Annotated in this window: 22 protein-coding genes; 10 read left to right on the top strand and 12 right to left on the bottom strand. The window is 65.6% G+C overall.

Features of this window, described 5'->3' with window-relative positions; all coding sequences use genetic code 11:
* Positions 1-57: 57 nt before the first annotated feature.
* On the bottom strand, positions 58-1395 hold the full coding sequence (locus ABNX08_RS25985; protein WP_041681776.1) for a D-serine ammonia-lyase: 1338 nt from the start codon (positions 1393-1395) through the stop codon (positions 58-60).
* Between the two features lie 93 nt (positions 1396-1488).
* Between ABNX08_RS25985 and ABNX08_RS25980 the strand changes: the two genes are divergently transcribed.
* The gene (locus ABNX08_RS25980) at positions 1489-2439 is read left to right on the top strand and encodes a LysR substrate-binding domain-containing protein (RefSeq protein WP_022538569.1); all 951 of its coding nucleotides are present in this window, start codon (positions 1489-1491) and stop codon (positions 2437-2439) included.
* Between the two features lie 51 nt (positions 2440-2490).
* Here ABNX08_RS25980 and ABNX08_RS25975 read toward each other — a convergent pair whose 3' ends face one another.
* The 4 genes from ABNX08_RS25975 to ABNX08_RS25960 are packed head-to-tail and all read right to left on the bottom strand — an operon-like array spanning position 2491 to position 8051.
* Positions 2491-3519, bottom strand: coding sequence for a hypothetical protein (locus ABNX08_RS25975; RefSeq protein ID WP_041682062.1), 1029 nt, complete (start codon positions 3517-3519; stop codon positions 2491-2493).
* A 45-nt stretch (positions 3520-3564) separates the two neighbouring features.
* The gene (locus tag ABNX08_RS25970; RefSeq protein WP_022538567.1) at positions 3565-4740 is read right to left on the bottom strand and encodes an acetate/propionate family kinase; all 1176 of its coding nucleotides are present in this window, start codon (positions 4738-4740) and stop codon (positions 3565-3567) included.
* Positions 4741-4744: 4 nt separating this feature from the next.
* A complete protein-coding gene (locus tag ABNX08_RS25965; RefSeq protein WP_022538566.1) occupies positions 4745-5683 on the bottom strand; it encodes a phosphate acetyltransferase in 939 nt (312 codons plus the stop codon).
* Between the two features lie 49 nt (positions 5684-5732).
* A complete protein-coding gene (locus ABNX08_RS25960) occupies positions 5733-8051 on the bottom strand; it encodes a DUF3141 domain-containing protein (protein ID WP_349605943.1) in 2319 nt (772 codons plus the stop codon).
* Between the two features lie 562 nt (positions 8052-8613).
* On the opposite strand from ABNX08_RS25960, the gene ABNX08_RS25955 reads away from it, so the two are divergent.
* The 5 genes from ABNX08_RS25955 to ABNX08_RS25935 all read left to right on the top strand — a co-directional run bounded on the left by ABNX08_RS25955 (position 8614) and on the right by ABNX08_RS25935 (position 14566).
* Positions 8614-9948 carry an MFS transporter gene (locus tag ABNX08_RS25955; protein ID WP_022538564.1) on the top strand — a complete coding sequence of 445 codons (1335 nt, stop codon included), beginning with the start codon at positions 8614-8616 and terminating at the stop codon, positions 9946-9948.
* A 27-nt stretch (positions 9949-9975) separates the two neighbouring features.
* Positions 9976-10545 carry an alpha/beta hydrolase gene (locus tag ABNX08_RS25950; protein ID WP_022538563.1) on the top strand — a complete coding sequence of 190 codons (570 nt, stop codon included), beginning with the start codon at positions 9976-9978 and terminating at the stop codon, positions 10543-10545.
* Between the two features lie 116 nt (positions 10546-10661).
* Complete coding sequence (locus ABNX08_RS25945; protein ID WP_022538562.1) at positions 10662-11825, top strand: porin; 1164 nt, start codon at positions 10662-10664, stop codon at positions 11823-11825.
* A gap of 262 nt (positions 11826-12087) precedes the next feature.
* The gene (locus ABNX08_RS25940) at positions 12088-13035 is read left to right on the top strand and encodes a lactate dehydrogenase (protein WP_022538561.1); all 948 of its coding nucleotides are present in this window, start codon (positions 12088-12090) and stop codon (positions 13033-13035) included.
* Between the two features lie 52 nt (positions 13036-13087).
* Entirely contained in the window at positions 13088-14566 is a 1479-nt protein-coding gene (locus ABNX08_RS25935; protein WP_022538560.1) for an anion permease, read from the top strand.
* Between the two features lie 194 nt (positions 14567-14760).
* On the opposite strand, the gene phaZ is transcribed toward ABNX08_RS25935, so the two are convergent.
* The 7 genes from phaZ to ABNX08_RS25900 form a co-directional block, all read right to left on the bottom strand.
* Positions 14761-15591, bottom strand: coding sequence for a poly(3-hydroxyalkanoate) depolymerase (gene phaZ, locus ABNX08_RS25930; protein WP_022538559.1), 831 nt, complete (start codon positions 15589-15591; stop codon positions 14761-14763).
* A 61-nt stretch (positions 15592-15652) separates the two neighbouring features.
* Positions 15653-16087, bottom strand: coding sequence for a phasin family protein (locus ABNX08_RS25925; RefSeq protein ID WP_022538558.1), 435 nt, complete (start codon positions 16085-16087; stop codon positions 15653-15655).
* Between the two features lie 58 nt (positions 16088-16145).
* The gene (locus tag ABNX08_RS25920; protein ID WP_022538557.1) at positions 16146-17882 is read right to left on the bottom strand and encodes an alpha/beta fold hydrolase; all 1737 of its coding nucleotides are present in this window, start codon (positions 17880-17882) and stop codon (positions 16146-16148) included.
* A gap of 44 nt (positions 17883-17926) precedes the next feature.
* Positions 17927-18391, bottom strand: a complete 465-nt coding sequence (locus ABNX08_RS25915; RefSeq protein WP_022538556.1) for a MaoC family dehydratase — start codon at positions 18389-18391, stop codon at positions 17927-17929.
* A 41-nt stretch (positions 18392-18432) separates the two neighbouring features.
* Positions 18433-20235 (bottom strand): acyl-CoA dehydrogenase, encoded by a 1803-nt coding sequence (locus ABNX08_RS25910; protein ID WP_041681775.1) that lies wholly within the window; start codon positions 20233-20235, stop codon positions 18433-18435.
* A 244-nt stretch (positions 20236-20479) separates the two neighbouring features.
* Positions 20480-21478, bottom strand: coding sequence for an AraC family transcriptional regulator (locus ABNX08_RS25905; RefSeq protein WP_022538554.1), 999 nt, complete (start codon positions 21476-21478; stop codon positions 20480-20482).
* 84 nt (positions 21479-21562) lie between these two features.
* Positions 21563-22609, bottom strand: coding sequence for an AraC family transcriptional regulator (locus ABNX08_RS25900; RefSeq protein WP_022538553.1), 1047 nt, complete (start codon positions 22607-22609; stop codon positions 21563-21565).
* Positions 22610-22783: 174 nt separating this feature from the next.
* Between ABNX08_RS25900 and ABNX08_RS25895 the strand changes: the two genes are divergently transcribed.
* The 4 genes from ABNX08_RS25895 (at position 22784) to ABNX08_RS25880 (ending at position 25989) form a co-directional block, all read left to right on the top strand.
* Positions 22784-23839, top strand: a complete 1056-nt coding sequence (locus tag ABNX08_RS25895; protein ID WP_022538552.1) for a 3-keto-5-aminohexanoate cleavage protein — start codon at positions 22784-22786, stop codon at positions 23837-23839.
* A gap of 71 nt (positions 23840-23910) precedes the next feature.
* The gene (locus tag ABNX08_RS25890) at positions 23911-24117 is read left to right on the top strand and encodes a DUF1289 domain-containing protein (protein ID WP_022538551.1); all 207 of its coding nucleotides are present in this window, start codon (positions 23911-23913) and stop codon (positions 24115-24117) included.
* 61 nt (positions 24118-24178) lie between these two features.
* Positions 24179-24877, top strand: a complete 699-nt coding sequence (locus ABNX08_RS25885; RefSeq protein ID WP_022538550.1) for a DsbA family oxidoreductase — start codon at positions 24179-24181, stop codon at positions 24875-24877.
* Between the two features lie 125 nt (positions 24878-25002).
* The gene (locus tag ABNX08_RS25880; RefSeq protein WP_022538549.1) at positions 25003-25989 is read left to right on the top strand and encodes a tripartite tricarboxylate transporter substrate binding protein; all 987 of its coding nucleotides are present in this window, start codon (positions 25003-25005) and stop codon (positions 25987-25989) included.
* The last annotated feature ends 99 nt before the right edge of the window (positions 25990-26088 follow it).

Raw genomic sequence — 26088 nt, 5'->3', positions numbered from 1 at the left:
CGCGGTGCCCTGGTCCTGGCAGGTCGGAGAAAGCGGGGCAAATAGCGGGGCAAATACTCAACGGCCCGATGCGGCCAGCGCCGCGCCGCGCTCGGCAAAGCGCGCATACGCCTCCGGCGGGACGAACAGCCCGCCTGTGGTCCACACCAGGTGCGTGGCCTGCGCCATCGTCCGCTCAAGACCGTGTTGCTTCAGGTAGGTGCGGCCGGCGTCGGTGCCGGTCAGCATGCCCGGCCCGCTGAAGCCGGCGGCAGCCGACGGCTCGATCTGCAGTCCCTCTGATTCGCGCAGGCGGTGCAGGTCGACGAACAGCGTGTCGTCGGGCACGGTGTAGACGCCGCCGAGCAGCGCACGCATGGCCTCGGCAGCCAGTTCCGATGCCTGGGGCACGGCCAGGCCGTCGGCCTCGGTGCGGTTCGTCAGGCCGAAGTCGTAGACCGACGCCCCGTGCGACAGCATTTCCACGAGAAAGCACGGCGACTGCGTGGGCTCGGCGAAGAATGCATGCACATGCGGCCCAAATAACTGCCGCAAGCCGAAGGCGATACCGGCAGGCGCGCCGCCGACCCCGCACGGCAGATAGACGAACAGCGGGTGCGCGGCATCCACGCGCACGCCTGCCGCATCGAACTGGCGCTGCAGGTGCAGTGCCGCGGCGCTGTAGCCCAGCAGCAACGACAACGAACGCTCATCGTCGACGAAATAGCTGTGCGGATCGGCATCGGCCTCGCGCCGCCCGGCCGCCACCGCTGACGCGTAGTCGCCGGTATGCTCCACCACCTCCACGCCGCGCGCCCGTAACCGCGCCTTCTTCCAGTCCTTGGCATCGGCAGACATGTGTACCGTGGCGCGCAAGCCCAGCGCCGACGCCATCACACCAATGCTCAGGCCGAGGTTGCCGGTGGAGCCCACCGCTACCTGATACTGGCCGAACAGCGCTCGCGCCGCCTGCCCGGCCAGCACGGTGTAGTCGCTGTCAAGCGTCACCAGGCCATGTTCAAGCGCCAGGGATTCGGCAAATTCGAGCACCTCGTGAATGCCGCCGCGGGCCTTGATCGACCCGGCCACAGGCAGGCTGTGGTCCGCCTTGAGCCAGAGGGCACCGGCCGACGAAGGCAAGCCGAGCGAGCGTTGCATGGCCGGCGCGGGCAGCAAGGCCGACTCGATATGCCCTTCGCTCTCCTTCAGTTCGGGAAACAGCTGTGCCAGCAGCGGCGCGAACCGGTCAAAACGCGCCTGCGCAGCGCGTACATCAGCTAGACTAATGCCGTTCCCGTCTACCACGATATGGATCGCCGGCGCCTCGCTGCGCTTGGGATTGCCCCAGAATACAGGCCGGGCGGCTTGCAGATCCTGGACCAGTCCGGAAAGTAATGCGGGGAAATCGATTGTCATGGAGCACAAGGGGAGAACTCGGATAGATCCATTCTTGCCCCAACGCCCACGCATGACAAACCATTTGTATTGATCCATCGATTAGTCAAACTAATGGCAAACACGCTTTCTGCATCGTTGTTGGGATGGCTGCGCTGTTTCGAGGCGGCGGCGCGCCACTGCAACTTCACGCAGGCGGCTGCCGAGTTGTGCGTGACGCAGGGAGCAGTCAGCCAGCAGGTCAAGCAGCTCGAGCAGTGGCTGGACCGCCCCCTCTTCCTGCGCCTGCCGCGCGCCCTGGTGCTGACGCCGGAAGGCGAGCGGCTGCGCCTCGTGCTGCGCGAGTCGTTCCAGGCCATCGAGAGCACGCTGACGCAGCTGCGCAAGCCCCGGGACAAGCAGCCCATCGCCCTGTCCTGCTCGCCATCGTTCGCCATGGCCTGGCTCACGCCGCGGCTCGGCAGCTTTTTCCGGCAGCATCCCGACATCGGCCTGCGCGTCTACGGCGAGTTCCACGCACTGGACCGCTCGCGCATGCTGCGCGACGGCACCGAGGCAGCCGTGCGCTTCGATCCCGGCGGTTACGAGGACCTGAAGGCACGCCTGTTCCTCACGGAATGGCTGATCCCGGTGGCAAGTCCCGCCTATCTGGTGGCACACCCGGAACTGCGCTCGCCCGACGGCCTGCGCGCCAGCATGCTGCTACACGACGTCAGCCCCTGGGACGGCGCCGGAGAGTCCGATGAGTGGCAGTGCTGGCTGCGCCATGCCGGCGTGGCCCCGCCCGACGTATCGGACGGCCAGCGATTCAACCTGTCGCAGCTGGCCATCCATGCCGCGCTGGCCGGGCAAGGCGTGGCCATCGGACGCTCGGCGCTGGTGCTCGAGGAAATCGAATCGGGCCGGCTCGTCGATCTCTGGGGCATCCACGCGCCCAGCGAAGCGTCATACCACTTCGTCTGCGCACACGGACAGACTACGCAGGTGGCCGAGGTAGAGACGTGGCTGGTGACAGAAGGCGCGGCGTTCGACGGCGCGCGCAGGCGCGTGCTTGGGGTGGGGTAAGGCGACGCTGACGTGCAATTAGCGTGCAATATTTGCCGAATTCCCGAGTGCTTAAAGCCCCCCAAGCAGGCGCTCCGCCTCATCGAGCAGGGCGGTGGCCGGCAGCATGTCGCCCCGCGCAATGCGCACCAGCGCGAAGGATCGCACCAGCGGCGGATCGCCCGGAACGTGGGCGGTGAGCAGGTCGATCTCGTGTGCCGGCACTGTGCTGTCCGGCGCGAGCAGCACGTTCATTGCACTAAGCCGCAGGTGTCTTTTCTCGAGGGAAAAGCAGGAGCGCGCGTCCGCGATTACCTCGGCCAGGCATTCCAGTTGACGGTCAAGCGCCCCGGTTTCGGGGCCAAGCTGCGCAAGTTCGCGCTCGTTCTCGGCAACCTGCTCGCTCAGCCTGCCCTGCTCGCCGGGCGTGGCTTCTCCATCGCCGCCAAACACCGAGCGCATGCCAGTGCCTTGCCGCCGGGCCAGGTTCAGGCGCGCCACAAGCAGCGCCTGCTCGCGCTCGAGCACGTCGCGGCGTGACTTGCCGGCAGCGGAACGGGCCAGCCCTTCCATGGCGAGCTGATCGAACATTCGCCCCACGATCTCCTCGCGCAGGGCGGCTTCGGTGCACGCGATGATCCTGACCTTGTGGTCGCCGAAACTGATGGTGGTTTGTGGCACTTCCGTGTGCATGACATCACCTTCCAGCGCAACGCCGAGCGTGCGCCGCTCGGTCATCTCCATCCCAAGTACTGCGAAGGCCTGCTGCGTATCCGGCGACTGCGCGAAGAACTCCCGCAGTTCGGGAGAGCGGCTGAGGGCCAGCTGCACGTCACGGGCCGTGCCGAAAAAGGCCTGGATGCAGGGATCGGTGCCCCATGCCTGCGGGCTGGCCTCGCGCGGGGCGGGAAGCGACTGGACGAGTTCGTGCACATAGTCCAGCGCCTGCCCGAGCGCAGGCCGAAGCCGCTGCTGGTGGCGCGACACCAGCCGCAAGCGCGGATTCAGCCGGGTGACGCGCTCCGTCAGCTCGGCCATCTCTTGCTTGTCGTGAGCATGGCCTCGCCCGTCGCGCCGGCGCATCCACCGTAGAAGTCCCATCGACATGCTCCCGCGTGGGCCCTTTCAAACCGACTCACGCCCCGTTCAGAGCGCCGCCTTGGTATGTCTGGCGATCATCAGCTCTTCATTGGTCGGGATCACCCACACCGCGACCTTGCTCGACGGGGCGCTGATTTTCGGTCCGCCGCTTGCATTTGCGCCGGCGTCCAGTGCCACGCCCAGCCATGCTGCCTGCCGGCACACCTGTTCCCGTATCGGGACGGCGTGCTCGCCAACGCCGGCGGTAAACACCAGCGCGTCCAGGCCTTGCGCGGCGGCCGCAAGCGAGCCGAGCTCCCGCCCGATCCGGTAGGCATACAGCTCGATCGCAAAGCGGGCACGCGGATCGTCGCTGGCAAGCAGCGCGCGCATATCGCTCGATATGCCCGAGACACCGAGCAGGCCGGACTTGCGGTAGATCAGGTCCTCGACGGCGCGGGCATCCATGCCCAGTTCATCCATCAGGTACAGGATCACGCCCGGATCCAGGTTGCCGCAACGCGTGCCCATGGGCAGCCCATCCACTGCCGTGAATCCCATCGTGCTGGCAACGCTGCGCCCTGCCACCAGCGCGCACATGCTGCTGCCATTGCCCAGGTGGGCAACGACGGTGCGCCCTGCCGCGGCCTGGGCATCCACGCCGGGCAGGACGCTGGCGATGTACTCGTAGGACAGCCCGTGAAAGCCATAGCGCCGCACGCCGCGCCCGGTCACTTCAGCCGGCAGCGCGAACGCCTGCGCGGTTTCGGGCTGGGCGCTATGGAACGCCGTGTCGAAACACGCCACCTGCGGCAGGTCCGGGCGCTGCTGCGCGAGGATCTGGATCGGCTTGAGGTTATGCGGCTGATGCAGCGGTGCCAGCGGGCTCAGGGATGCCAGCTCCGCAACCACCTCGGCGCTGATCTTCGCTGGCTGCGTAAAGCGGACGCCGCCATGGACAACCCGGTGCCCGACCGCGATCAGCCGGTGCCCCTCGCCATGTCCGCGCAGGAAATCGGCGAGATAGGCGATCCCCCCGCCATGTCCCAGTTCGGTACCTTCGCCCCACTGCTTCGCTTCGACCTCTTCGCCGGCCCCGTCAATGGCGCGGAAGGCAGGCGATGTGTAGAGCCCGTCGATGCTGCCGCGCAGGACCAGCCGGAGCGCATCGTCGCTGGCGTCGAAGGCGCTGAACTTGATGCTGGATGAGCCCGCGTTGAGTACCAGGATCACGTCGGCCATGGCGCTACCCCATCACCTTTGCGGACTCGCGCCTGGCTTTCGCCACCAGGGCGGCAACGGCGCAGGACGCCAGCCGGGTGGGCACGGAATCGGCCCGGCTGGTGAGAATGATCGGCACCCGCGCCCCGAGCACGATCCCGGCCGCGTCGGCGCCCGCCAGGAAAGACAGGCTCTTGGCCAGCATATTGCCGGCTTCCAGGTCCGGCACCAGCAGCACGTTGGCGCGGCCGGCCACCGGGGAGTCGATCTTCTTGATCCGGGCCGCCTCCAGGTCGATGGCATTGTCGAGGGCCAGCGGTCCGTCGACAAGCGCGCCGGTGATCTGGTGGCGGTCCACCATCTTGCATAGCGCCGCGGCCTCGATGGTGGACGGCACCTTCGGGTTGACGGTTTCCATGGCCGACAGCACCGCCACGCGGACTTCCTTGATCTGCAGCGCATGGGCAAGATTGATGGCGTTCTGCAGGATGTCCGCCTTCTCCTCCAGCGTGGGAGCGATATTGACCGCGGCATCGGTGATGATCAAGGCCTCTTCATGGCCAGGCACATCCATCACGAAGCAATGGCTGACGCGCCGGTCGGTGCGCAAGCCGGTCTCCCGCTTTACCACGGCTGCCATCAACTCGTCGGTGTGCAGGCTGCCCTTCATCAGCGCCTCGGCCTTGCCTTCGCGCACCAGTTCCACCGCAGCCGCCGCGGCTGCGTGGCTGTGTGGCGCGTCGACAATCGGATAGGGGCTTATATCCAGCCCACAGGCCTTCGCAGTCGCTTCAATGCGCTCACGCGGCCCCACCAGGATGGGAGCGATCAGCCCCATTCTTGCTGCCTCGACCGCCCCCTCCAGGGAACTCTGGTCGCACGGGTGCACCACCGCGGTCGGCGTTGGCGGGATGGCCTGGCAATACTCGATCAGCCGCTGGTACTTCTCGTGCTTGTTGTCCATCTACATCCTCCTGCTCCAGTTTGCATCGGTGTGGACACGCGCTGCGCAGTCACCCGGCCGCGCGGCGAATGCGCTCAGGCTTTCCCGCCAGTGCGGCACGGATGCGCGCCAGCATCGCCGCCTGATCAGGCGTGGGCTGGCTGCCAAGTACGTGTTCATCGGTGGACAGCTTGTCGAGCAAGGTCAGAAGCCGCTCGCGCTCGGCCGGATCATTGAGCAATGCCGGCAGCGTCTTGAGCGCCTGGTCCGGTGCGTACTGCACGATGATCTCCTGCACGCCCCGGATCCTGCGCCAGGCATCCGGCGCCAGCGCGGGCAGGTATTCGGCATAGTCGGTGACCAGTTCCTTGCGCAACTCGAGCCGTGAAAGCGGCAACGGTTCGCCGCTGTGCGTCAGCAGGAAGGCCACGCGGGCGAGCGCCTCGACATAGCCGCCTTCGCTGATGGCCGCGAGGGCCTGCTTGACCTCCGGCAACTCCCTGGGCTCGGTAATCACGGGCACGCCAGGCCGTGTTTCGGCCTTGTCGCCGAGAAACTGCGAGAACATATTGGCGTAGATGTTGAAGAAGGACGCTTCCGTCATGGCGTCGCGCACCGCGCGATAACTGTCCAGCATGGCACTTACCATTTCGGCACCTGCCTGCTCTTGCTGACGCAGCGGATTATCCGCCGCGAGCGCCTGCCGGTTGGCCCTGACCGCGTCGGCGGCGGGGCCCAGCCAGGCCATCCATGGATTCATGTCAGACAGGGCCCAGTTCTGTACCCGCAGGGGGTGGAAGGCGCGCAGCATGCGCGCCGACATATCGTTGGACATTGCCTGCACGAATGGCTGTGCGAACAGTTCATAAGCCCGCTGGTTGAAGTCGGACAATGCGGCCACGGCCTCGAACGGCCGTTCGTCGACACGCTGAAAGCGATTGAGCCGTGCCGCAATATCTTCCAGCCGATATTCGTGGAAGGCGACGTCATATTGCTTCTGGCCGTGCTCGTCCTTTTCCCTGCGCTCGGTGATGACCATGCCATACAGGCCGGGCGGCAACAGCTCAATGGTCTTCAGCACCGACACGATCTGCGCATGCTCCTTCTTGGCGACCTTGCCTGAAACGAAGATGCCGAGATGCCCGATGCTTTCATGCATCATGCCGACGATGACCTGGCCGCGCGCCTTGATCTCCTCGGTGCTCGCGTACTGGTCCACCACCCAGTTGAACGCTTGCTGCGGCGGGGTGATGTTGTCGCCCATCGAGGCGAACAGGACGATCGGCGACTTGATCTCGCGCAGGTCGAACCCCTTGCCACCCGCGTCCTTGACGTCGCCGGACCACAGCTTGTTGCCGACAAAGAGATTTCGGGTGATCCACTCGATCTCTTCGCGGTTCATCAGGTAGTAGCCGCCCCACCAGTGCTCGAATTCAAGGAAGCGCGGTGGCTCGGTGTCGGCCTTGTTGTAGAGGTTGTAATACTTGTCCCAGAGGCTGTTGGCCGGGTTCAGGTTCTCGAAGTTCTGGACCAGGTGAGCGCCGTCGAACTTGCCGTTGCCGAGGTCGGCGGTGAACGAAGCCAGCCAGGTTCCGCCTAGTAGGCCGCCCGCGTAGCGCATCGGGTTATCGCCCTCGCCTTCGCTCCAGGCGCCGCTCCAGTAGGACATCGGCGCGCCGTTGATGACAATCGGGCCGGTGTCGTCCGGGCTCGATGCCGCCAGCATGATGGCTGCCCAGCCGCCCTGGCAGTTGCCGACGATGGCCGGCTTGGGGCTATCCGGATGCAGTGCCCGTACCTTGCGCACGAAGCGCTGTTCGGCTTCGCAGACGTCCAGCAGGGTCTGCCCAGGCTCTGGGTCGCGGAAGAAGATGACGAAGTAGACCGGATGGCCGGCGCGCAACGCCACGCCCACCTGCGAATCGTCCTTGAAGCCGCCAATGCCGGGACCATGTCCGGCGCGCGGGTCGATGATGACATAGGGGCGGCGGGCGTTGTCCACCGTCACGCCTGCGGGCGGCGTGATGCGCAGCAGCGCGTAATTCACCGGCCTCTCGAACTGGCGGCCGTCGAGAACGAACTCGTATTCGAAGTGCAGGACCGGCTTCAGGCCCTCGGCGGCGTGCTCGACAAAACGATTTCCGCGCTGGCGCAGCGTGTCCCAGAAGAGGATGGCGCGCTGCGCGGCGTCCAACGCGTAAGCGAAGCCATTGTATGAATCGACATCGGACAGCGCCCCGGGGCCAGTCTCGCCGATTTCGACGTCCCCGGCAGCCGCCTGCATGCGCCGGCCTAAGGCTTCCTGCGCATTTTTCAGGCGCTTCTGGAGCACCAGCCCGGTCTTGATGCCAACCTCTTGGGCATGCACGAGTTGCTTGCCTGCGTCCATGGTCACCGCCTCGATAGCACGTCTTTGGAGCATCCGGCCAGGAGATCCCCTGGGATGATCGCGGCATTGGACTCCCCGGTAAGTCCGCGCCTACCGCTGGGATGAGATCCGGTCGCTGAGTGCGCCCGCAAACGCCATGCCATGCGCATGGGCGGTTCGGTGACACCGGGCTTTGCTGCAATGCCGCGTTTCGCTTGCCCTGATCAATCTATGACGTATCCGCGCTGTCCGCCAGAACTTTGACGCAACCTGATAGCGCCGCGATCAGGTGCGTCATGTCGCACTGGCCCGGGCCCGTCCATGCCGGGCAATCTCGGCAGCCTCCAGATTGCAGGTGACGCCTGCTTTGCCCACCGCCATTTCAGCCTCCGCCACCCACCTCTCGTTTTCCCCGACTGTCCCAAAATGCAAACAACTTGTCCCCGTTAGTCAAACCATCGATAGCCAATCCTAGATACTTCGCCAGTCGCGACAGGACTGTGGCCAGCGTCTCAAGGGAGGGTTTTGATCCCCTGGCCTGCGCAGCCATCGTCGCAGTCAAGCGTTTCCAGGAAAGGCATTCATGCTCGGGCAAATCTCCACGCATTCCCCCATCGCAGCCGGCGCGGCCGGTGCGAAGTCGTCACGTTCTTACGCATGGCTCGTCTTTGCGTTGAGCTTTGGCTTGCTGCTGTCGGACTACATGTCCCGGCAGGTGCTCAATGCCGTGTTTCCCCTGCTGAAGGTGGAATGGGCGCTGAGCGATACCGAACTGGGTGCGCTGGGCGGGATCGTGGCGCTGATGGTGGGCTTGCTGACGTTTCCGCTGTCGATCCTGGCCGACCGATGGGGCCGGGTCAGGAGCCTGATCCTGATGGCAGCGCTGTGGAGCCTGGCCACGCTGGGCTGCGCGCTGGCCAACAATTTCGGGCAGATGTTCGTGGCACGGCTTTGCGTGGGGATTGGCGAGGCGGCCTATGGCAGCGTCGGCATTGCCGTGGTGCTGTCGGTGTTTCCGCGCCACCTCCGTGCCAGCCTGAGCTCGGCGTTTATCGCTGGCGGCGCGTTTGGCTCCGTGCTGGGCATGGGGCTGGGCGGTGCCCTGTCGGCACTGTTTGGCTGGCGCTGGGCCTTTGCCGGCATGGCGATCTTCGGGCTGGTGCTGGTGGTGATCTATCGCCTCTTCATTACCGAGCCGCGCCTGCAGGCGCAGCGCCGTGCGCTGGGCGAGGAAGCGGACGGTGCCCCCCGGCACGAGACCGTGTCGCTGCGCCCGCTGCTGTCCGCCCTTTTCTCGGCGCGTTCGATCCTCTGTGCTTATGTGGGCAGTGCGCTGCAGTTGCTGGTCATGGGCGCCCTGCTTACCTGGATGCCGAGCTACCTGTCGCGCTACTACGGCATGGCGACGGATCGTGCGGGCGTGACCGCCGCGGCGTTCGTGCTGGCGGCTGGCGCAGGGATGATCCTGTGCGGCGCGCTGACCGACTGGGCCGCCCGCCACGCGCCCAGGCGCAAGTGGCTGATGGCAGTGGTCTACAGCGTGACCTGTTGCGCGCTGCTGCTCACCGCGTTCCGCTTGCCCGCGGGCACAGCGCAGCTGGTGCTGATCGGCGCCGGCATGCTGTTTGTCGGCGGCACGGCCGGCCCGGCCAGTGCCGTGGTGGCTAACCTGACCCACCCGGCCATCCATGCCACCGCGTTTGCCACGCTCACGCTGGCAAACAACCTGCTGGGCCTGGCGCCCGGCCCCTTTGTCACCGGCCTGATTGCCGATCGCATCGGCCTGCTGGGCGCGCTTCAGCTGATCCCGCTGGCCGGCGTGCTGGCCGCGGTGTGCTTCCTGGTCGGGCGGCGCACCTACACGGCCGACCTGCTTCGCATGGAAAGCCAGCGTGAGGCCCACGCGAAAAACGCCTGATTCTCTGACTTACTACCCCAAATACCGATGAACCTTCCCGCTGATACCACCTTCCTGATGGTTCCAGGCCTGCGCGACCATGTGGCGGAGCACTGGCAGACCCTGCTCCAGGCCGAGCTGCCGAACGCCCGCTCCGTCGCGCCGCTTGAACACGACAAACTCAGCCGCGACGCTCGCGTGGCCGCGCTGGATGCAGCCCTTGCCGACATCGACGGCCCGGTGGTGCTGGTGGCGCACAGCGCCGGCGTCATGATCACCGTGCACTGGGCGGCGCAGCACCACCGCAAGATCCGTGGCGCGCTGCTCGCCACCCCAGCCGATCTCGAAACGCCGATGCCGGCCGGCTATCCGGAAACCGCCACGCTGGCAGAACACGGCTGGCTGCCAGTGCCCCGGGCGCAATTGCCCTTCCCCAGCATCCTCGCCGCCAGCCGCAACGATCCGCTCGCCAGCTATGAGCGCGCTGCGCAGATGGCCAGCGACTGGGGCAGCCGGCTGATCGACCTCGGCGAGGTCGGCCACCTGAACCCGGCCGCGGGATATGGCCCGTGGCCGCGCGCGATCGAGTTGCTGGAAAAGCTGTTGCGCGCCAACTGAGGCCCGAGCCGGGCTTCGCGCAGCGCAACGCCACAACAGACATTGCAGTACCCGTAGTACTTACCGAGACGGATTCATCCGCATCGCAAACCAAAGGAAAAAGAGGAGAAATACCAATGAAGCTCAGGAGCATGGCCGCGGCCGCACTGCTCGCCTGTTCGGGAGGCGCCTTCGCGCAGACGAACGTCACGCTCTACGGCGTGGCGGACATCAACGTGGAGTACGTCAACCACCTCGGCGCGGTTCCGACCGCCGCCAACCAGTTCAACCGCGGGCCGGCCAACGACGTCTACCGCATGAACTCCGGCGGGGTCTCCGGCTCGCGCTGGGGTCTTCGCGGCAGCGAGGACCTCGGTGGCGGTCTGCAGGCGCTGTTCGTACTGGAAAGCGGCTTCAACCTCGACACCGGCACCTCGCAGCAAAGCGGCCGCCTGTTCGGGCGCCAGGCGTTCGTGGGCGTGCAGAAGGCCGGCATCGGGCAGATCAGCCTCGGCCGCCAGTACACGTCGATGTTCGAGGCGCTGGCCAATTTCTCGCCCACGGCCTATGCCACGCAATACGAACCGGTGGTGCTGCAGTCCGGCCCGAACTTCCGTGAGGACAACACGGTCAAGTACACCGGCAAGTTCGGCCCGGTCACGGCGCTGGCGCATTGGTCGTTCGGCACTGGCCTGGCCTTGCCGGCAACCGTAGGCGTGGCAACGCCGATCGGTGGCAACGGCGAAGTCCCGGGCCAGTTCCGCCGCGACACGGCCTATGGCGCCGCGGTGGCATACCAGGGCGGGCCGTTTGGCGTGACCGTTGGCTACGACCAGTGGAACCCGACCATCGGCACCAGCAACGGCACCAACAAGAAGGCCGTGGTGGGTGCGAGCTACAGCATCGGGCCGGCCAAGATCATGGGCGGCTACCGCTGGGGCCAGAACAAGAACGCGGCGGATGTCGTGATCCAGCGCGATGACTTCTACTGGATCGGCGCCAACTACCAGGTCACGCCGGCCATCGGCCTGACGCTGGAATACAACTACGACAACGTCAGAAGCCTGTTCGGCAATACCAACGTCGCCAATCCCTGGCAGGTCGCTTTCGTGGCCAACTATGCGTTCTCCAAGCGCACCGACGTCTACCTGACCACCGCCTATGCGAAGAACGCCGGGCTGATGCTCGAGTCGCTGGCAACGGTCTTCGCCAACAGCCTGTCGCTGGGCAACAGCTACACGCTGGCCAACGGCCAGAGCAATATGTTCGGCGCGGCCGTCGGCATTCGCCACAAGTTCTGACCAGACGCTCCAGTCATCGGATCGACACCGGGCAGCTTGCTCGTTGGCGGCCGCCCGGGGATTTTCCCGAGCGGCCGTTTTTTTTTGGTTTTTCACCGACGGCCCCGGCACAACCCTGGCGCTTCTGCCGAAAAGGTCATATAAACCATACGGAAGGTTACCCGCCTGCCCGCGCGGGTTTCGCACCGCCTTCAAGTTGACTCGCGCACGGACTGGCGCCTGGTTCAGGTATTCGATTATCCAGGCACGAGGGAGGCATGCTATGCGGCAACCCAAGATCGCCATCGTCGGCGCAGGACTGGTTGGCGGGTCGGCGGCCCTGTTTGCAACGGTGGCCATCCCGAGCGCAGAGATCGTCATCATCGATGTGGCGCGAGTGCGGGCCGAAGGTCAGGCGCTGGACCTAGCCCACGCTGCAGCATTCTGGGGACATAACCGCTGTCATGCCGGGGATTACGAGAACGCGCGCGACGCCGACATCATCGTGATCACCGCCGGCGTCGGTGTGAAGCCAGGGCAGACTCGTCTGGACCTGGCCAAAATCAATGCAGGCATCGCGGCGGAAATTGTGGATAGCATTGCTCCCCTGGCCCCGGATGCGATCTACGTCATCGCGGGCAACCCGTGCGATGTGTTGGCCGCCGTCGTTTTTGACCGCTTACGCTGCGCGCGGGAGCGCGTCATCAGCACCGGCACCTCGCTCGACACTGGGCGACTGCGATCGCTGCTCTCCGAGCGGCTGGGCGTCGTGGCGCCGGGGATTCACGCCTACGTCCTTGGCGAACACGGCGAATCCGCGGTGATCGCGTGGTCCGGCGCGACGGTCTCAGGCATGCCCCTCGAAACGTTCCTGACAAGAACCGGCAAGGAGCTGGGGCCTGCCAGCCGCGATCTGATCCTGCGCTCCGTGCACGAGGCTGCCAAGCTCATCAAGGAAGGCAAGGGCGCCACCCACTATGGGATCGCCAGTGCGATTGGGCGAATTTGCCAGGCCATCGTGCACAACACCGACTCCATTCTCACGGTCGGCATTGTGCATGCCGAAGTCGAAGGCGTACCAGAAGTGTGTTTGTCGCTGCCGATGGTGGTCAATGGCGGCGGAGCGCAGCTACTGGCTTATCCGGAACTAGACCCCATCGAGCGCGAGGCCCTGCGGCGCAGTGCGCGCATCGTCAAGGAGGCAACCGACAGCGTGCTCCAGGCCCAATAGGGACTTGCGACGCTCCGGACAAACGAACAACGCCGCCGCCAGGAGGTCAATCATGCCTGTATCACCTGCCAAGGCTCCACCGCCCACAAGCGCATCCGCGACAAAACAGGCGCCACCAGTTGGGCATCTCGGAACCCTCTGGAAATTTCTCGTCCCCGTCGGTATCGGCGTCATCCTTTGGTTCCTGCCCGCGCCGGCCGGCCTCGAGGTAAAGGCCTGGCATATGTTCGCCGTATTTGTCGCCACTATCGCCGGCATCATGACCGCCCCTCTTCCGATGGCGGCGGTGGCCATTATCGGCGCGACCGTGGGCGTGCTCGTTGGCGTCGTGTCTTTTGCCGACGTCACCAAATCTACGGGCACGGACCTTGTTTGGCTGGTGATGCTCGCCTTCTTCATCTCCCGAGGCGTGATCAAGACCGGCCTGGGTCGCCGCATCGCACTCTTGTTCATGCGGCTGCTGGGTAAGCGCACCTTGGGACTGGGTTATGGTCTGGTAATAACCGAACTCATTATTTCGCCCGCCATGCCCAGCATCACGGCCCGCGCCGGCGGGGTGATGCTGCCGATTACCCGAGCAATAGCGGAAGTGCTTGGCAGCCATGCCGACGACCCGGAATCCCGCGGCAAGGTGGGAAGCTATCTGATCCTATGCGCCTTCCACGCTAACATCATCACAGCAGCCATGTTCATCACGGCGATGGCGGGTAATCCCCTGGCGGTCAAGCTGGCCGCAGACCAAGGTGTCTCAATCAGTTGGCTCGACTGGGCGGTGGCAGCGTCTGTCCCCGGTTTGCTGTGTCTGGCCATCATTCCATTCGCCATGCTGTGGATCGCCCCACCGCAGATTCGCGAAACACCTGATGCGACAGCCCTGGCCCAGAGGGAACTCGTTGCCATGGGACCCATCTCCGCCAGGGAAATCATCATGGCGGTAATCTTCATTGGCCTGCTGGTGCTCTGGATTTTCGGTGAGGACCTGGCCATCGGCGCAACGCTGGCGGCGGCCCTCGGCGTTTCGTTGCTGTTCATCACCGGCGTGCTGACCTGGCAGGATGCCCTTGACGAGAAATCCGCCTGGGACACTATGATCTGGATCGGCCTGCTGATCATGCTGGCCTCCAAGCTCAATGATTACGGCATGGTGTCCTGGTTCGGCAAGGAGTTCGGGGCACACTTGGAGGGCTTCCACAGGTTGGCCGTCTATATGATGGTGGCGGCGATCTACTGCTACATCCACTACTTCTTCGCTAGCGCCACGGCACATATCAGTGCTCTCTTCCCCCTCTCCATGGCGCTTATGGTCGCTGCCGGGATCCCGCCATTCACCGCAGCAGTCGCACTCGGCATCCTGAGCAGCGTCAACGGTTGCCTGACCCAATACGGCATCGGCTCCGGACCGGTCATGTTCGGCGCCGGCTACGTCACCCAGGGCGAATGGTGGAAGGCTGGCTTTCTGATGAGCCTCATCTACATGGTTGTCTGGCTGGTCGTCGGCCCGCTTTGGTGGCAGTTCCTTGGGCATGTCTGAGATGGCCTGGCCGAGGTTCGCAGCCAGCCTCGTGCGGCTGAAATGGTCCAGACTTCAGACGTTCACACATTCTCTATGAACAGCCGAGAAGGTCGACAAGAGACCTTCGTTCACCCCGGAAATCGGTGAGGAACCTTCTTTTGCGAGGAGTAAAAGGAAAAAAAGCCGCGGGCTCGCCGCGGCTGAGGAAGGGTCTAGCGGCGCAGGAAGGCGCCGATGACGTGCGCGGCGTTCTCCGCGCCGGTCACGAGGAAGAGATGCCCGTCGTCGAGCACGTGCAGGTCCGAATTGGGAATGCGGGCCGCGAGGATCCTGGCATTGACCAGCGGCACGATGGGATCGTCCGCGCCGTGCATCACCAGCGTGGGTTGCTCCACTGCTCCCAGCCAGGGGAGGCTGCTCCAGCCCCAGGCTGCCAGCAGCTGGTAGAGGTAGCCGCGCCCGCGTGGTGGCTGCATGTGGCGGCCATGTTCGTCGAGCAGCGCAGGATCGTCGCGGAAGGCGCCGCCGTAGAGGTCGGCGCCGACGCATCGCAGGTACTCGGGATCGGTATAGCGGCGCACGCCGATCATCTTCGACAGCACCGACAGCCTGCCCGGCACCATGATCACGCCGGGAGAGGTCGCCGCCAGCACCAGGCGGCGGCAACGCTGCGGATAGAGCCGCGCGAATTCCTGGGCGAGCGCGCCGCCCCACGACACGCCGAGCGTATCGACCTGGCCCACATAGCCGAGGTGCGACAGCAGCCTGTCGGCAAGGACGCAAAGGTTGGAGAAGCGGTAAGGCATCAGCGGCGCGGGGGAACCGCCGGCGCCGGGGACGTCGAAGATGATCACTTCCACGCCCGCCAGCGCAGCGACGAGGGGCTCGAGCAGTTCGAGGTTGGCGCCGATGCCGTTGAAGATAAGCAGCGGCGGACCCGCGTCGCTGCCGGGCCGGATACCGACCCTGAGTTGTTGCCCGTCCAGATCTACCGTCTGGACATGCATGTGGCCGGCCTTGATGCCGGCATCGCTTATTGTCATCAAGTTGTCCTGGAGTCGTTGGCGCGAAGGCACGGCCGGGGGCGGCCGTGCCCCCTGGTGCTTACTGCCGGGGACGCAGGATGCCCTTCACTTCCTCAACGTTTTCCGCAATGCGGCGGCCGACTGCGGCAATGCTGTCAGCCTGCGTCTTGTACACGGTGTCGGTCAGCCCGCGCAGGCCGTTCACGGCCTTGTGCAGCGAGCGCGGCAGCACTTCGGAGACCTTGGCCGCCTGGCCATCCGAATCCTTGCCGCCGCGGGCGAGCGCCTGCAAGTCGGCAGCGGTATCGCACAGGTATTCGCCCTGCTGGCGCACCAGCGACTGCAGGCCGGCCAGCAGCGCGATATTCAGGCCTGCCAGGGCCTCGATGTCCTTGCGGCGCGATTCGAGGATAGCGGCCGGGTCCAGGCGGTTCTGCTTGACGAAGTCAAACAGCTTCTTGTGCGGGGCCGAGGTGTGCGAGGCCGATTGGCCCGTGGTGTTGGTCGATTCCATCTTCATTTCTCCTGACGGGTTGTGTTACAGAAAACGATGGCCCCGCGGGGCCAGGGAACTACGCTTCAGTCACGTAGACGCCGGGGGCTTCGCCGCATGGCGTGTATTGCAGGCTGCCAGGGCTGGCCGGTGCATTGCGCTTCGGCCCGGACCGCTTCTTCAGCCACTGGCTCCAATGCTCCCACCAGGAGTCCTGGGTCGCCGTCGCGCCTTCCAGCCAGGTCTCCGGATCCGCAGCCGCCGCGTCGTTGCGGAAGAACCTGGCCTTGGGGTTGCCGGGCGGGTTGATCAGGCTCTGGACATGCCCGCTGGAACTGAGCACGAACTCCGTGCTTCCGCCAAAGGCGCGCACCGAGCGGTACACCGCCTTCCACGGCGTGATGTGGTCGGTCATGCCGGCCAGCACGTACTTGTCGCACTGGACTTCGGACAGGTCGATGGCGTGGCCCAGCACGCGCAGCGTGCGCGGCGTTGCCAGCTGGTTCAGCGTGAGCATGTCCAGGAACTGGCCATGCAGCCCGGCCGGCAGCCGCGTGGTGTCGTTGTTCCAGTAGAGGACATCGAACGCCGGCGGCGCATTGCCCAGCAGGTAGTTGTTGACCCAGTAGTTCCACACCAGGTCATTCGGACGCAGCCACGCAAAGACCCGCCCCAGCTCCGCGCCGTCGAGCACGCCGCGTGCCTGGCTGCCCTGGCGGGCGGCCGTGATGGCTTCCGGCGTGCTGAACAGCCCAAGCTGCGACTGCGCATCGAGCCCGAACACCGACACCATCAGCGTGGCCGCATGCACCAGCTGCTCGCCGCTCGCGGCGCAGTAGCCCATCAGCGCCGACATCGTCATCGCGCCGGAGCAGGCGCCGTGCAGGTTGACATCAGGGCTGCCGGTGATGTCGCGGATGGCGTGGATGGCCTCGATCAGCGCGCCGACATAGGTATCCATGTCCCAGTCGCGGTGCGCCGCGGTGGGGTTGCGCCAGCTCACGATAAATACCTGCATCTCCTTGCCCAGCAGGTACTCCACCATGCTCTTTCCCTGCGCCAGGTCGAACACGTAGAACTTGTTGACCTGCGGCGGCACGATCAGCTGCGGCCGGGCATGCACCTTCGCGGTGGTCGGGGTGTACTGGATCAGCTCCAGCACGTCGTTGCGGAACACCACCGCGCCGGGCGTGGTGGCCAGGTTCTTGCCAACGCTGAACGCCTCCTTGTCCACCTGGGCAGGCATGCCGCGGTTAGTCAGGGTATCGGTGACCAGGTTGGTCAGCCCGCTGATCAGGTTCATGCCGCAAGACTCCACGGTCTTCTTGAGTGCCGCCGGGTTGCCCAGCAGCGTGTTGGTCGGTGCCAGCGCATCGGCCACCAGCGAAGTGAAGTACTCTGCGCGATGCTTGCTGCGCTCGTCCATCACCGAGCGCTGTACAAAGCCGCTCACTGCCTTGCGCCAGGCCTCATAGCCCTGCAGCGACATGCGGTACAGCGGGTTGTCCTGCCAGGTGGGGTCGCCAAAGCGGCGGTCGCGCGCCGACGGCAACGGTGCCGAGCCGGCCATCACGCTGACCAGGTCCTGCGCCAGTTGTGCCTGCTGCTCCAGCACCAGCACCGGCTCCTGCATGCATTGCGCGCCGATCTGCTGCGCGGTGCTGACCAGGTCTTCCGGGCGCAGCCCCACGAAGGGGTTGGGGCCGGCCATCAGGTCCGGCGCAAGTTCAATGGACTCCACCGCTGTCGCCGCGATCACGGCTGCAGCCTTACCGGCCTTGCCGGCGTGCTCTCTCGCACTGTTGACCCTTGTCATCTCACTTCTCCTGCCTTATTCCTTGCTTCTGTCTTGCTCGTGCTTCAGGCGACCAGCAGCGCCAGGGCTTCCGCCACCAGTGCCGGCTTGGACTCGCCTTCGATCTCGATCGTGTTTTCCGTGCGCAGCAGCACGCGGCCTTCGCCCTTGTTGTCGGCGGCCAGCAGGCTGACGCGATTGCGCACGCGCGAGCCCGCCTTTACCGGCGCCAGGAAGCGCGTCTTTTCCAGTCCGTAGTTGACCGCGGCGCTGGCATCGGCCGGGATCACGCCCATGTCGAGCAACTGGCCTGCCACCAGCGACAGCGTCAGGTAGCCGTGGGCGATGGTGCCGCCGAACGGGCTTTCCTTGCTGGCGCGGTCCACGTCCACGTGGATCCACTGGTTGTCGTTGGTGCATTGCGCGAACGCATCGATGCGCGCCTGGTCCACTTCCACCCACTCGGACACGCCGAGCTCCTTGCCGACGAACGCGCCGAGCGTCGCCATGCGGTAGTTTTCGATTGCCATACCGCCTCCTCCATTGATTGATCTATTTGGCGGCTTCCGCTTCAGAACCGGGATTCGTCCAGGGTCAGGAAGCCGTCCGTGCCCGACGCGCCGGTAATGGCCGCCTCCAACGCCGAAGCGCGCGGCAGAATGTGCTTGGCGAAAAATTCGCAGGTGGCGATCTTGGCGGCGTAGAACGCTTCGTCCTCGCTACGCTTTTGCGTCGCCACGATCAGCGCGCACGCCATCTGCCAGCCCGTCAGCACGATGCCGGCAAGCTTCAGGTACGCCACGCTGGCACCGAACACGGCGTTGGGATCCTTGGCGGTGTTTTCCAGCACGTAATCGACGGCCCGGCCCAGCGCCAAGCGCGCGTAGCCGAGCTGCAGGAACATGGCGCTGCACGCGGCATCCGCGCCGTTGCCGGCGCAGTCTTTGAGCGCATCGATGGTCTTGTCGACTTCGGCCAGGATGGCCCGGGCGGCCAGGCCGCCGTCGCGCACGGTCTTGCGGCCCACCAGGTCGTTGGCCTGGATCGCGGTGGTGCCTTCGTAGATCGGCAGGATGCGTGCGTCGCGGAAGTGCTGCGCGGCACCGGTTTCCTCGATAAAGCCCATGCCGCCGTGCACCTGCACGCCCAGGCTGGTCACGTCCAGCGACATTTCGGTGCTCCAGCCCTTGATCACCGGCACCAGGAATTCATAGGCTGACTTGAACTGCGCACGGGTGTCGGCGTCCGGCGCATGGTGGGCGACGTCCGAGTAGGCGGCTGCCACCAGCGCCAGCGCACGCGCGCCTTCGGTCAGGGCGCGCATTTCAGTCAGCATGCGGCGCACGTCGGGATGATGGATGATCGTCACCGCTTCGCGGGCCGAGCCATCGACCGGGCGGCTTTGCACGCGGTCCTTCGCATAAGCCACGGCCTGCTGGTACGCGCGGTCGGAGATGGCGATACCCTGCACGCCCACGCCAAAGCGTGCGGCGTTCATCATCACGAACATGTATTCCAGGCCGCGGTTCTCCTCGCCGACCAGGTAGCCGATGGCACCGCCATGGTCGCCAAACTGCAGCACCGCGGTCGGGCTCGCCTTGATGCCGAGCTTGTGTTCGATCGACACGCACTGCACGTCGTTGCGCGCACCCAGCGAGCCGTCGTCGTTGACCAGGAACTTCGGCACCACGAACAGCGAGATGCCCTTGATCCCTTCGGGCGCGCCCGGCGTGCGCGCCAGCACCAGGTGGACGATGTTGTCCGCCATGTCGTGCTCGCCGTAGGTGATGAAGATCTTGGTGCCGAACACCTTGTAGCTGCCGTCAGCCTGCGGCTCGGCGCGGGTGCGCAGCAGCGCAAGGTCGGAACCGGCCTGCGGCTCGGTCAGGTTCATGGTGCCGGTCCACTCGCCGGCGATCAGGCGCGGCAGGAAGCGTTGCTTCAGCTCGTCGGAGCCTGCGGTCAGCAGCGCTTCGATCGCGCCGTCGGTCAGCATCGCGCACAGCGCGAACGACAGGTTCGCCGCGTTCATCATTTCCATGCACGGCGCGCCGACCAGCTTGGGCAGCCCCTGGCCGCCAAACTCGACCGGGTGCACGATGCCCTGCCAGCCGCCTTCGCCAAACTGGCGAAAGGCTTCCGGGAAGCCGGCGGTCGTCCTGACTTCACCGTCGTGCCAGCTGCTGGGTTGCTTGTCGCCGGCAACGTTGAGGGGGGCGATCACCTCGCCGTGGAACTTCGCGGCCTCGCCGATCACCGCTTCGACGGTGTCGGGGGTGGCGTCTTCATAGCCTGGCAGGCTGGCAATCTTTGTCAGTCCGGCCAGTTCACGGATGACGAACAGGATGTCTTTGGTAGGTGCGGTGTAGCTCATTTTCGGCCTCTGTGCGATGTTCACAGCGCCGGCATCCGATTCACTAACCGGTGGCACTGCAACGTTATGTGCCGATCCTAGTGGCGGCGGGCACAAAGGCGGATACCCAAACTTGCCCATTCATTGACAAATCCTGCCGCTTTACGCGGCGGCGGCCTGGCGCGCGCGCCGTGCGCCGCAAGAGGCTGGTGTTCTGGCAGGATTTGTCAGTCGGCGGCCAGCTTTGCCAGCCGCGCCGGCGGGCTTACAGCGCGCGGCGGTAGGCGTTGGGCGTGCTGCCGGTCCAGTGGCGGAAGGCGCGATGGAAGGCGGTGGGATTGTCGAAGCCCACGTCGAAGGCAATGGCCGCGATGGGGTCCTCCGAGCGCGTCAGCCGCTGGATGGCGATATCGCGCCGCACGTCGTCCTTGATCGCCTGGAAGGCAGTCCCCTCCGCGGACAGCCGGCGGCACAGCGTGCGCACCGAACAGTGCAACGCATGGGCCACCGCCTCGATGGTGAGCGACACCGGCAGGCAGTCGGCCACGTATTGCCTGACCCGGTGGGAGGTCATCTGCTCGGCGAAGGAAACGAAGATCCAGTCCTCGGGCGCGCGCGACAGGAACTTCTCCAGGTCGGGCTTGCGCTGGCGCACCGGCATGTCCAGGTAAGCCGCATCGAAGCCGATGCGGGTATGGCCGCAACCGAAGTGCGCCGGGCCCGGAAACAGGTAGAGATGGTCGCCCGCCAGCGGCGACCGCGGAAACTGGAACTCCACTGCCTGCAGCGGGATCTTCTGGCGGATCAGCCACGACGCCACGCCATGCACGAGCTTCAGCATCAGTTCCCGCCCCAGCACGCTGACTGCGGGGCCGGCCGGGTTGTCTACCAGCTCCACATAGCCTGACGCACCGTCGCGCCGCGACTCGATGCGGAAGTCATCGAGGATCAGGTGGAAGAACTGGCCGAAGCGATGCAGCGCCACTTCCAGCCTTGGCGCATCCAGCAGGCTCAGGCACAGGTACTTGAGCGTGCCATTGCGCAGCGGCCGGCTGAAGATGCCCGGCATTTCATCGTCGGCCTCCTTGGCGAGCAGGCGGTACAGCGTCGAGAACTGTTCCTGCGTGACGCGCGCCGCCGGCTCGGACAGCAGCTCGCTGGCAATGCCCGAGCACTCGGCCAGCCGTGCGATCGCCATGGGATCGGCGCCGGACAGGAAGCCGTTGACGACAGAGATCGGGACGGTAGCGGACAGGCCGTTCACGCGGGGCGCAGGCAGTACATGCCGGAGGGAAGATGACGGCGCATTCTGTCACAGCGTGTGCGCGATGGAAATGCGGAAGGACGCCTAGAGCAGTCCTTGCGCGGGCTGCGCAGCGTCCGGGACGCGCTCCTGCCCCTGCTGCTGCGTGCGCCACTTCGACACGCTGCAGCCGAACTGCCCGCTGAACCAGCGTGAAAACGCGCTCAGCGAAGAAAACCCCAGCAGCGTCGCCACTTCCGAAAGCGGCCGCTCGAGGTTTTCGATATAGCCGATCACCAGCCCGGCGCGCGCTTCATTGAGGATCTCTGAATACGTGGTGTCCTCCTGCAGCAGGCGCCGGTGCACCGTACGGCGATCGATGCCAAGGTGCTGCGCCACGCGATCGACCGAGCACATGCCGGTTGGCAGCAGCACGTAGACCAGCTTGCGTACCTTGTCCGGCATGGTGGCGTTGGCCTGTGCGAGCAAGGTGCCGAGGTAGCGCTTCACCTGCCCGGCCATCACCGGATCATAGGAAGGCAGCGGCGCATCCAGGTCGGACGCCACGCAGACGATGCCGTCAAAGTCCTGGTTGAACAGCGCCGGCATGCCGAATACGCGCGTAAAGGTGGCCATGCTGGACGGTGCGGCATGTGTGAAGCAGATCCCGCGCGGCCGCCATGTCGACCCGAGAAACAGGCTGAGCATGCGGTACATCACCCCGACGGCCAGGTCGGTGGCCTGGCGCAGCGTGCCGGGCTGCTCGCTCAGGAGCTGCAGGCGGATCATCACCAGGCCTTCGCCCTCTTCCATGCGCATCGCGAGCGCCTCATTCTGCAGGCCCATGTAAAGCACCATGGACTCCAGCGCCCGGCGCAGCGTCGGTTGCTCGCGCACCACGAAGGCCAGCGGCCCGAGGTTGGAGAACTGGCGCAGCTCGGCCATGCGCAGGCCGAAGTCGTCCACCTGCGACGCGTGCGCCGAGGCATCCAGCAAGCGGCCGACAAGCCCCGCAGGAATGCGGATGTCGGGGTCTAGCAGCACATCGCGGCTGATCTTGACCGCACGCAGTTGCTGGTGTGGATCGAGGCCCACCGCGCGGGCGACTTCCACGAAATTGGTAAGGCTGGCGCTGCGAAGGTAGTAGGACATCGCGTTTTCCCTGACTGTCCCGAAATGTAAATCGATCGTCCCGGATCGTCAAATCGCTGCGCGCCGTTACACGATACTTCAGCCACCGAACTTGATACCGCGAACGCGCCTGTCCGGCGCCGCCATACAGGCGGTACCCAGGGCGATTCGCAACAACATACCAGGAGCAAGAACATGCAATTCCTCGACGATTCCCTGCACCCCGAGAACCAGGACAAGGTAGTCATCACCGTGGCGCCCTACGGCCCCGAGTGGATGCCGGCGGACTTCCCGGAAGACATTCCGGTGACGATGGAAGAACAGGTCCAGAAGGCCGTCGATTGCTACAACGCCGGCGCCACCGTGCTGCACCTGCACGTGCGCGAACTGGACGGCAAGGGCTCCAAGCGCCTGTCCAAGTTCAACGAGCTGATCGCGGGCGTGCGCGCCGCGGTGCCCGACATGATCATCCAGGTCGGCGGCTCGATCTCCTTCGCGCCGGAAGACGACGGCCAGGCAGCCAAGTGGCTGTCGGACGACACCCGCCACATGCTGGCTGAGCTCGATCCGAAGCCGGACCAGGTGACCGTGGCGATCAACACCACGCAGATGAACATCATGGAGCTGCTGTACCCCGAATACCTCAAGGGTACGTCGCTCGAGCACCCCGCCTACCAGCAGGCCTACCGCGAAATGACCGTGCCGGCCGGCCCGGGCTGGGTGGAGGAACACCTGCGCCGCCTGCAGGCCTCCGGCATCCAGCCGCACTTCCAGCTGACCGGCATCCACGCCATGGAAACGCTGGAGCGCATGGTGCGCGGCGGCATCTACAAGGGCCCGCTGAACCTGACCTGGATCGGCATCGGCGGCGGCTTCGACGGCCCCAACCCGTTCAACTTCTTCAACTTCGTCCACCGCGCGCCGGACGGTTGCACGCTGACCGCGGAATCGCTGCTGAAGAACGTGCTGCCGTTCAACATGATGGCGATGTCGATGGGCCTGCACCCGCGCTGCGGCATCGAGGACACCATCATCGACCAGCACGGCAACCGCATGACCTCCGTGCAGCAGATCGAGCAGTGCGTGCGCGTGGCCAAGGAACTGGGCCGCGAGATCGCCTCGGGCAAGGAAGCCCGCGAGATCTACCGCATCGGCACCTGGTACGACAGCGCCGAGGAAACGCTGGCCGCGCACGGCATGGCGCCGAACCGCCAGGCCGGCCAGAAGAACCTGCCCCTGCGCGCGGCCTGACGCAACAGATCCGGCCGCGGGCGAGAAAACCTGCGGCCGGGCTGTCACCCCGCCAAGTTTTGTTGAAAGCCATGAACCCATCCCCCTCCGTCGCCAATCCGTGCCTGAACATCTGCCGCATGGACCACGCTGGCAAGTATTGCCAGGGCTGCGGCAGGACGCCGGTCGAGATCGGCTGCTGGGCGCAGATGACCGACGCCGAGCGCGCCGAGGTCATGGCATCGCTGCCGGCGCGCCAGTCGTGGCGCAGCCGCGCGGCGCCGGCGCCCACCCTCTGATCCTCCACAGCCTGCTGCGGCCTGCGCCGGGCTCGCCGGCTGGCGTCTTGAAGCTGCTCCCATGAATCATCCGTCCACGCTCTCGGTCGAGGCTTATTTCGACCTGATCTGTCCCTGGTGCCTGATCGGCAAGAAGCACCTGGAAACCGCCATTGCCTTGCTGGCGCGGGAGCGCCCGGACGTTGCCGTGCAGGTGGAATGGCGCTCGTATCCGCTGATCCCCACCACGCCTCCCGCCGGCCTGCCCTACCGGGATTTCTACGTGGCGCGTCTAGGCAGCCCCCAGGCGGTGGCGGTACGCCAGGCGCAGGTCTGTGGCGCGGCGCGGGAAGCCGGCCTGACGCTTGCACTGGATCGCATCGAAACCTTCCCGAACACCCTGCTGGCACATCGCCTGGTACGCCTTGCGCGACAGCAGGCAGGCGCCGATACCGCTGCTGCGCTGATCGACGACCTGTTCACGCGCTACTTCCTGCGCGGCGAGAACATCGGTGATCCGCTCGTGCTGCGGCAGGCCGCGACGGCATGCGGCATCGCGATCCCGGATCAGGGCGATGCTGTCGGGGACCGTGACCTGGACTGGCTGCCGTCACTTGGCGGCCCGGACGAAGCGCCCTTGCGGACCGGCCTCGGCGTGCCGCATTTTGTCTTCAACGGCACGCTCAGCGTGTCCGGCTCGCGGCCTCCGGCTGCGCTGCTGGAAGCCATGCTGCGCGCGCTGGCGCGCGCGAAACAGCGCGCCACGCGGGCTGCCGCCTGAACGAACACCCTGGCGACGGCGGCATTGCGCCGACGCCTCGATTTTTCTGCAGTATCCCGTGTACCGCCCCCGACAAGAAGGCTGGCATGGGCCCTACATACCCTAGACTTTCAACGGAGACACAGATGCCTCAACGCCCTGCCCTCTTTCGCGTTCGCCACGCCGCCTTAGCCGCCGTAACCGCCGTCATGGCCCTGTCCATGCCGGCCGCGATGGCGTGGACCAACAAGCCCGTGCGCATGCTGGTGCCCGCCCCCGCCGGCGGCACCATGGACGTGATCGCCCGCCTGCTGGCCGACCAGCTTTCGCAAGACCTGGGCCAGCCCGTCGTGGTCGACAACAAACCGGGTGCCGGCGGCGGCATCGCCATCAGCGCCATGCTGGCCGCGCCGCCCGACGGCCAGACCATCATGGTGACGGCCACCAATGTGCTGACCGAAGTGCCGCACGTGCTCAAGACACCGTACAACACGATGAAGGACATCCGGCCCGTGGCCGCGGTGGCACGCTCGCGCCTGCTGCTGGTCGGCGCGCCGACCCTGCCGGCCAAGGACCTCAAGAGCCTGGTCAGCTACGTGCATGCCAACCCCGGCAAGCTGAGCTTTGCCTCCTACAGCGCCGGCACCGCATCGCACTATGCCGGCGTGATCATGAACCAGAAGGCCGGCCTAGACCTGGCGCACGTCCCCTTTGCCGGCTCCGCACCGGCGCTGACCCAGGTGATGGGCGGCCAGATCGCGGTGATGTACGACGGCATGGTGACCTCGCTGCCGATGATCAAGGCCGGCAAGCTGCAGGCTTATGCAGTGGCCTCGAAGAACCGCTCGCCGCTGCTGCCGCAGGTGCCGACCTTCGCGGAACTGGGTTATCCAGAAGTGGAGTTCAGCAACTGGGTGGGCGTGATTGCCTCGTCCCGCGTGCCGGCAGAGCTGGCGCAGAAGATCCAGGTTGCCACCTACAAGGCGGCGGCCACGCCCAAGGTGCAGGAACGCATGCAGACGCTGAGCTATGAGCCGATGCGTGAACAAACGCTGACGGAACTCAGCCAGTCGTTGAATGCGGAGTTCGAGCGCAACGCGGGCATCGTCAAGACCTTCAATATCCAGCCCTGATCCCGGCTTCGCGCCGGCAGCCTGTGCGCCTCCTTCGGGAGGCGTTTTGCTTATTTCATGCCGCGCTGACAAGAAAAATGCTTCACCCGATTTCCGGGG

Source organism: Cupriavidus sp. DF5525, from assembly GCF_040149425.2.
In the GTDB taxonomy this organism is placed as follows: domain Bacteria; phylum Pseudomonadota; class Gammaproteobacteria; order Burkholderiales; family Burkholderiaceae; genus Cupriavidus; species Cupriavidus pickettii_A.
This window is presented reverse-complemented; position numbering and strand designations above follow the sequence as displayed.

Excerpts from the sequence above, each read along its gene's own strand:
- ABNX08_RS25965 (WP_022538566.1), bottom strand. The coding sequence starts at position 5,683 with ATGGACAACAAGCACGAGAAGTACCAGCGGCTGATCGAGTATTGCCAG.
- ABNX08_RS25940 (WP_022538561.1), top strand. The coding sequence starts at position 12,088 with ATGCGGCAACCCAAGATCGCCATCGTCGGCGCAGGACTGGTTGGCGGG.
- ABNX08_RS25925 (WP_022538558.1), bottom strand. The coding sequence starts at position 16,087 with ATGGAATCGACCAACACCACGGGCCAATCGGCCTCGCACACCTCGGCC.
- ABNX08_RS25980 (WP_022538569.1), top strand. The coding sequence starts at position 1,489 with ATGGCAAACACGCTTTCTGCATCGTTGTTGGGATGGCTGCGCTGTTTC.
- ABNX08_RS25885 (WP_022538550.1), top strand. The coding sequence starts at position 24,179 with ATGAATCATCCGTCCACGCTCTCGGTCGAGGCTTATTTCGACCTGATC.
- ABNX08_RS25970 (WP_022538567.1), bottom strand. The coding sequence starts at position 4,740 with ATGGCCGACGTGATCCTGGTACTCAACGCGGGCTCATCCAGCATCAAG.
- ABNX08_RS25890 (WP_022538551.1), top strand. The coding sequence starts at position 23,911 with ATGAACCCATCCCCCTCCGTCGCCAATCCGTGCCTGAACATCTGCCGC.
- ABNX08_RS25895 (WP_022538552.1), top strand. The coding sequence starts at position 22,784 with ATGCAATTCCTCGACGATTCCCTGCACCCCGAGAACCAGGACAAGGTA.
- ABNX08_RS25880 (WP_022538549.1), top strand. The coding sequence starts at position 25,003 with ATGCCTCAACGCCCTGCCCTCTTTCGCGTTCGCCACGCCGCCTTAGCC.
- ABNX08_RS25915 (WP_022538556.1), bottom strand. The coding sequence starts at position 18,391 with ATGGCAATCGAAAACTACCGCATGGCGACGCTCGGCGCGTTCGTCGGC.
- ABNX08_RS25975 (WP_041682062.1), bottom strand. The coding sequence starts at position 3,519 with ATGGGACTTCTACGGTGGATGCGCCGGCGCGACGGGCGAGGCCATGCT.
- ABNX08_RS25910 (WP_041681775.1), bottom strand. The coding sequence starts at position 20,235 with ATGAGCTACACCGCACCTACCAAAGACATCCTGTTCGTCATCCGTGAA.
- phaZ (WP_022538559.1), bottom strand. The coding sequence starts at position 15,591 with ATGACAATAAGCGATGCCGGCATCAAGGCCGGCCACATGCATGTCCAG.
- ABNX08_RS25920 (WP_022538557.1), bottom strand. The coding sequence starts at position 17,882 with ATGACAAGGGTCAACAGTGCGAGAGAGCACGCCGGCAAGGCCGGTAAG.
- ABNX08_RS25945 (WP_022538562.1), top strand. The coding sequence starts at position 10,662 with ATGAAGCTCAGGAGCATGGCCGCGGCCGCACTGCTCGCCTGTTCGGGA.
- ABNX08_RS25955 (WP_022538564.1), top strand. The coding sequence starts at position 8,614 with ATGCTCGGGCAAATCTCCACGCATTCCCCCATCGCAGCCGGCGCGGCC.
- ABNX08_RS25935 (WP_022538560.1), top strand. The coding sequence starts at position 13,088 with ATGCCTGTATCACCTGCCAAGGCTCCACCGCCCACAAGCGCATCCGCG.
- ABNX08_RS25960 (WP_349605943.1), bottom strand. The coding sequence starts at position 8,051 with ATGGACGCAGGCAAGCAACTCGTGCATGCCCAAGAGGTTGGCATCAAG.
- ABNX08_RS25950 (WP_022538563.1), top strand. The coding sequence starts at position 9,976 with ATGAACCTTCCCGCTGATACCACCTTCCTGATGGTTCCAGGCCTGCGC.
- ABNX08_RS25985 (WP_041681776.1), bottom strand. The coding sequence starts at position 1,395 with ATGACAATCGATTTCCCCGCATTACTTTCCGGACTGGTCCAGGATCTG.
- ABNX08_RS25900 (WP_022538553.1), bottom strand. The coding sequence starts at position 22,609 with ATGTCCTACTACCTTCGCAGCGCCAGCCTTACCAATTTCGTGGAAGTC.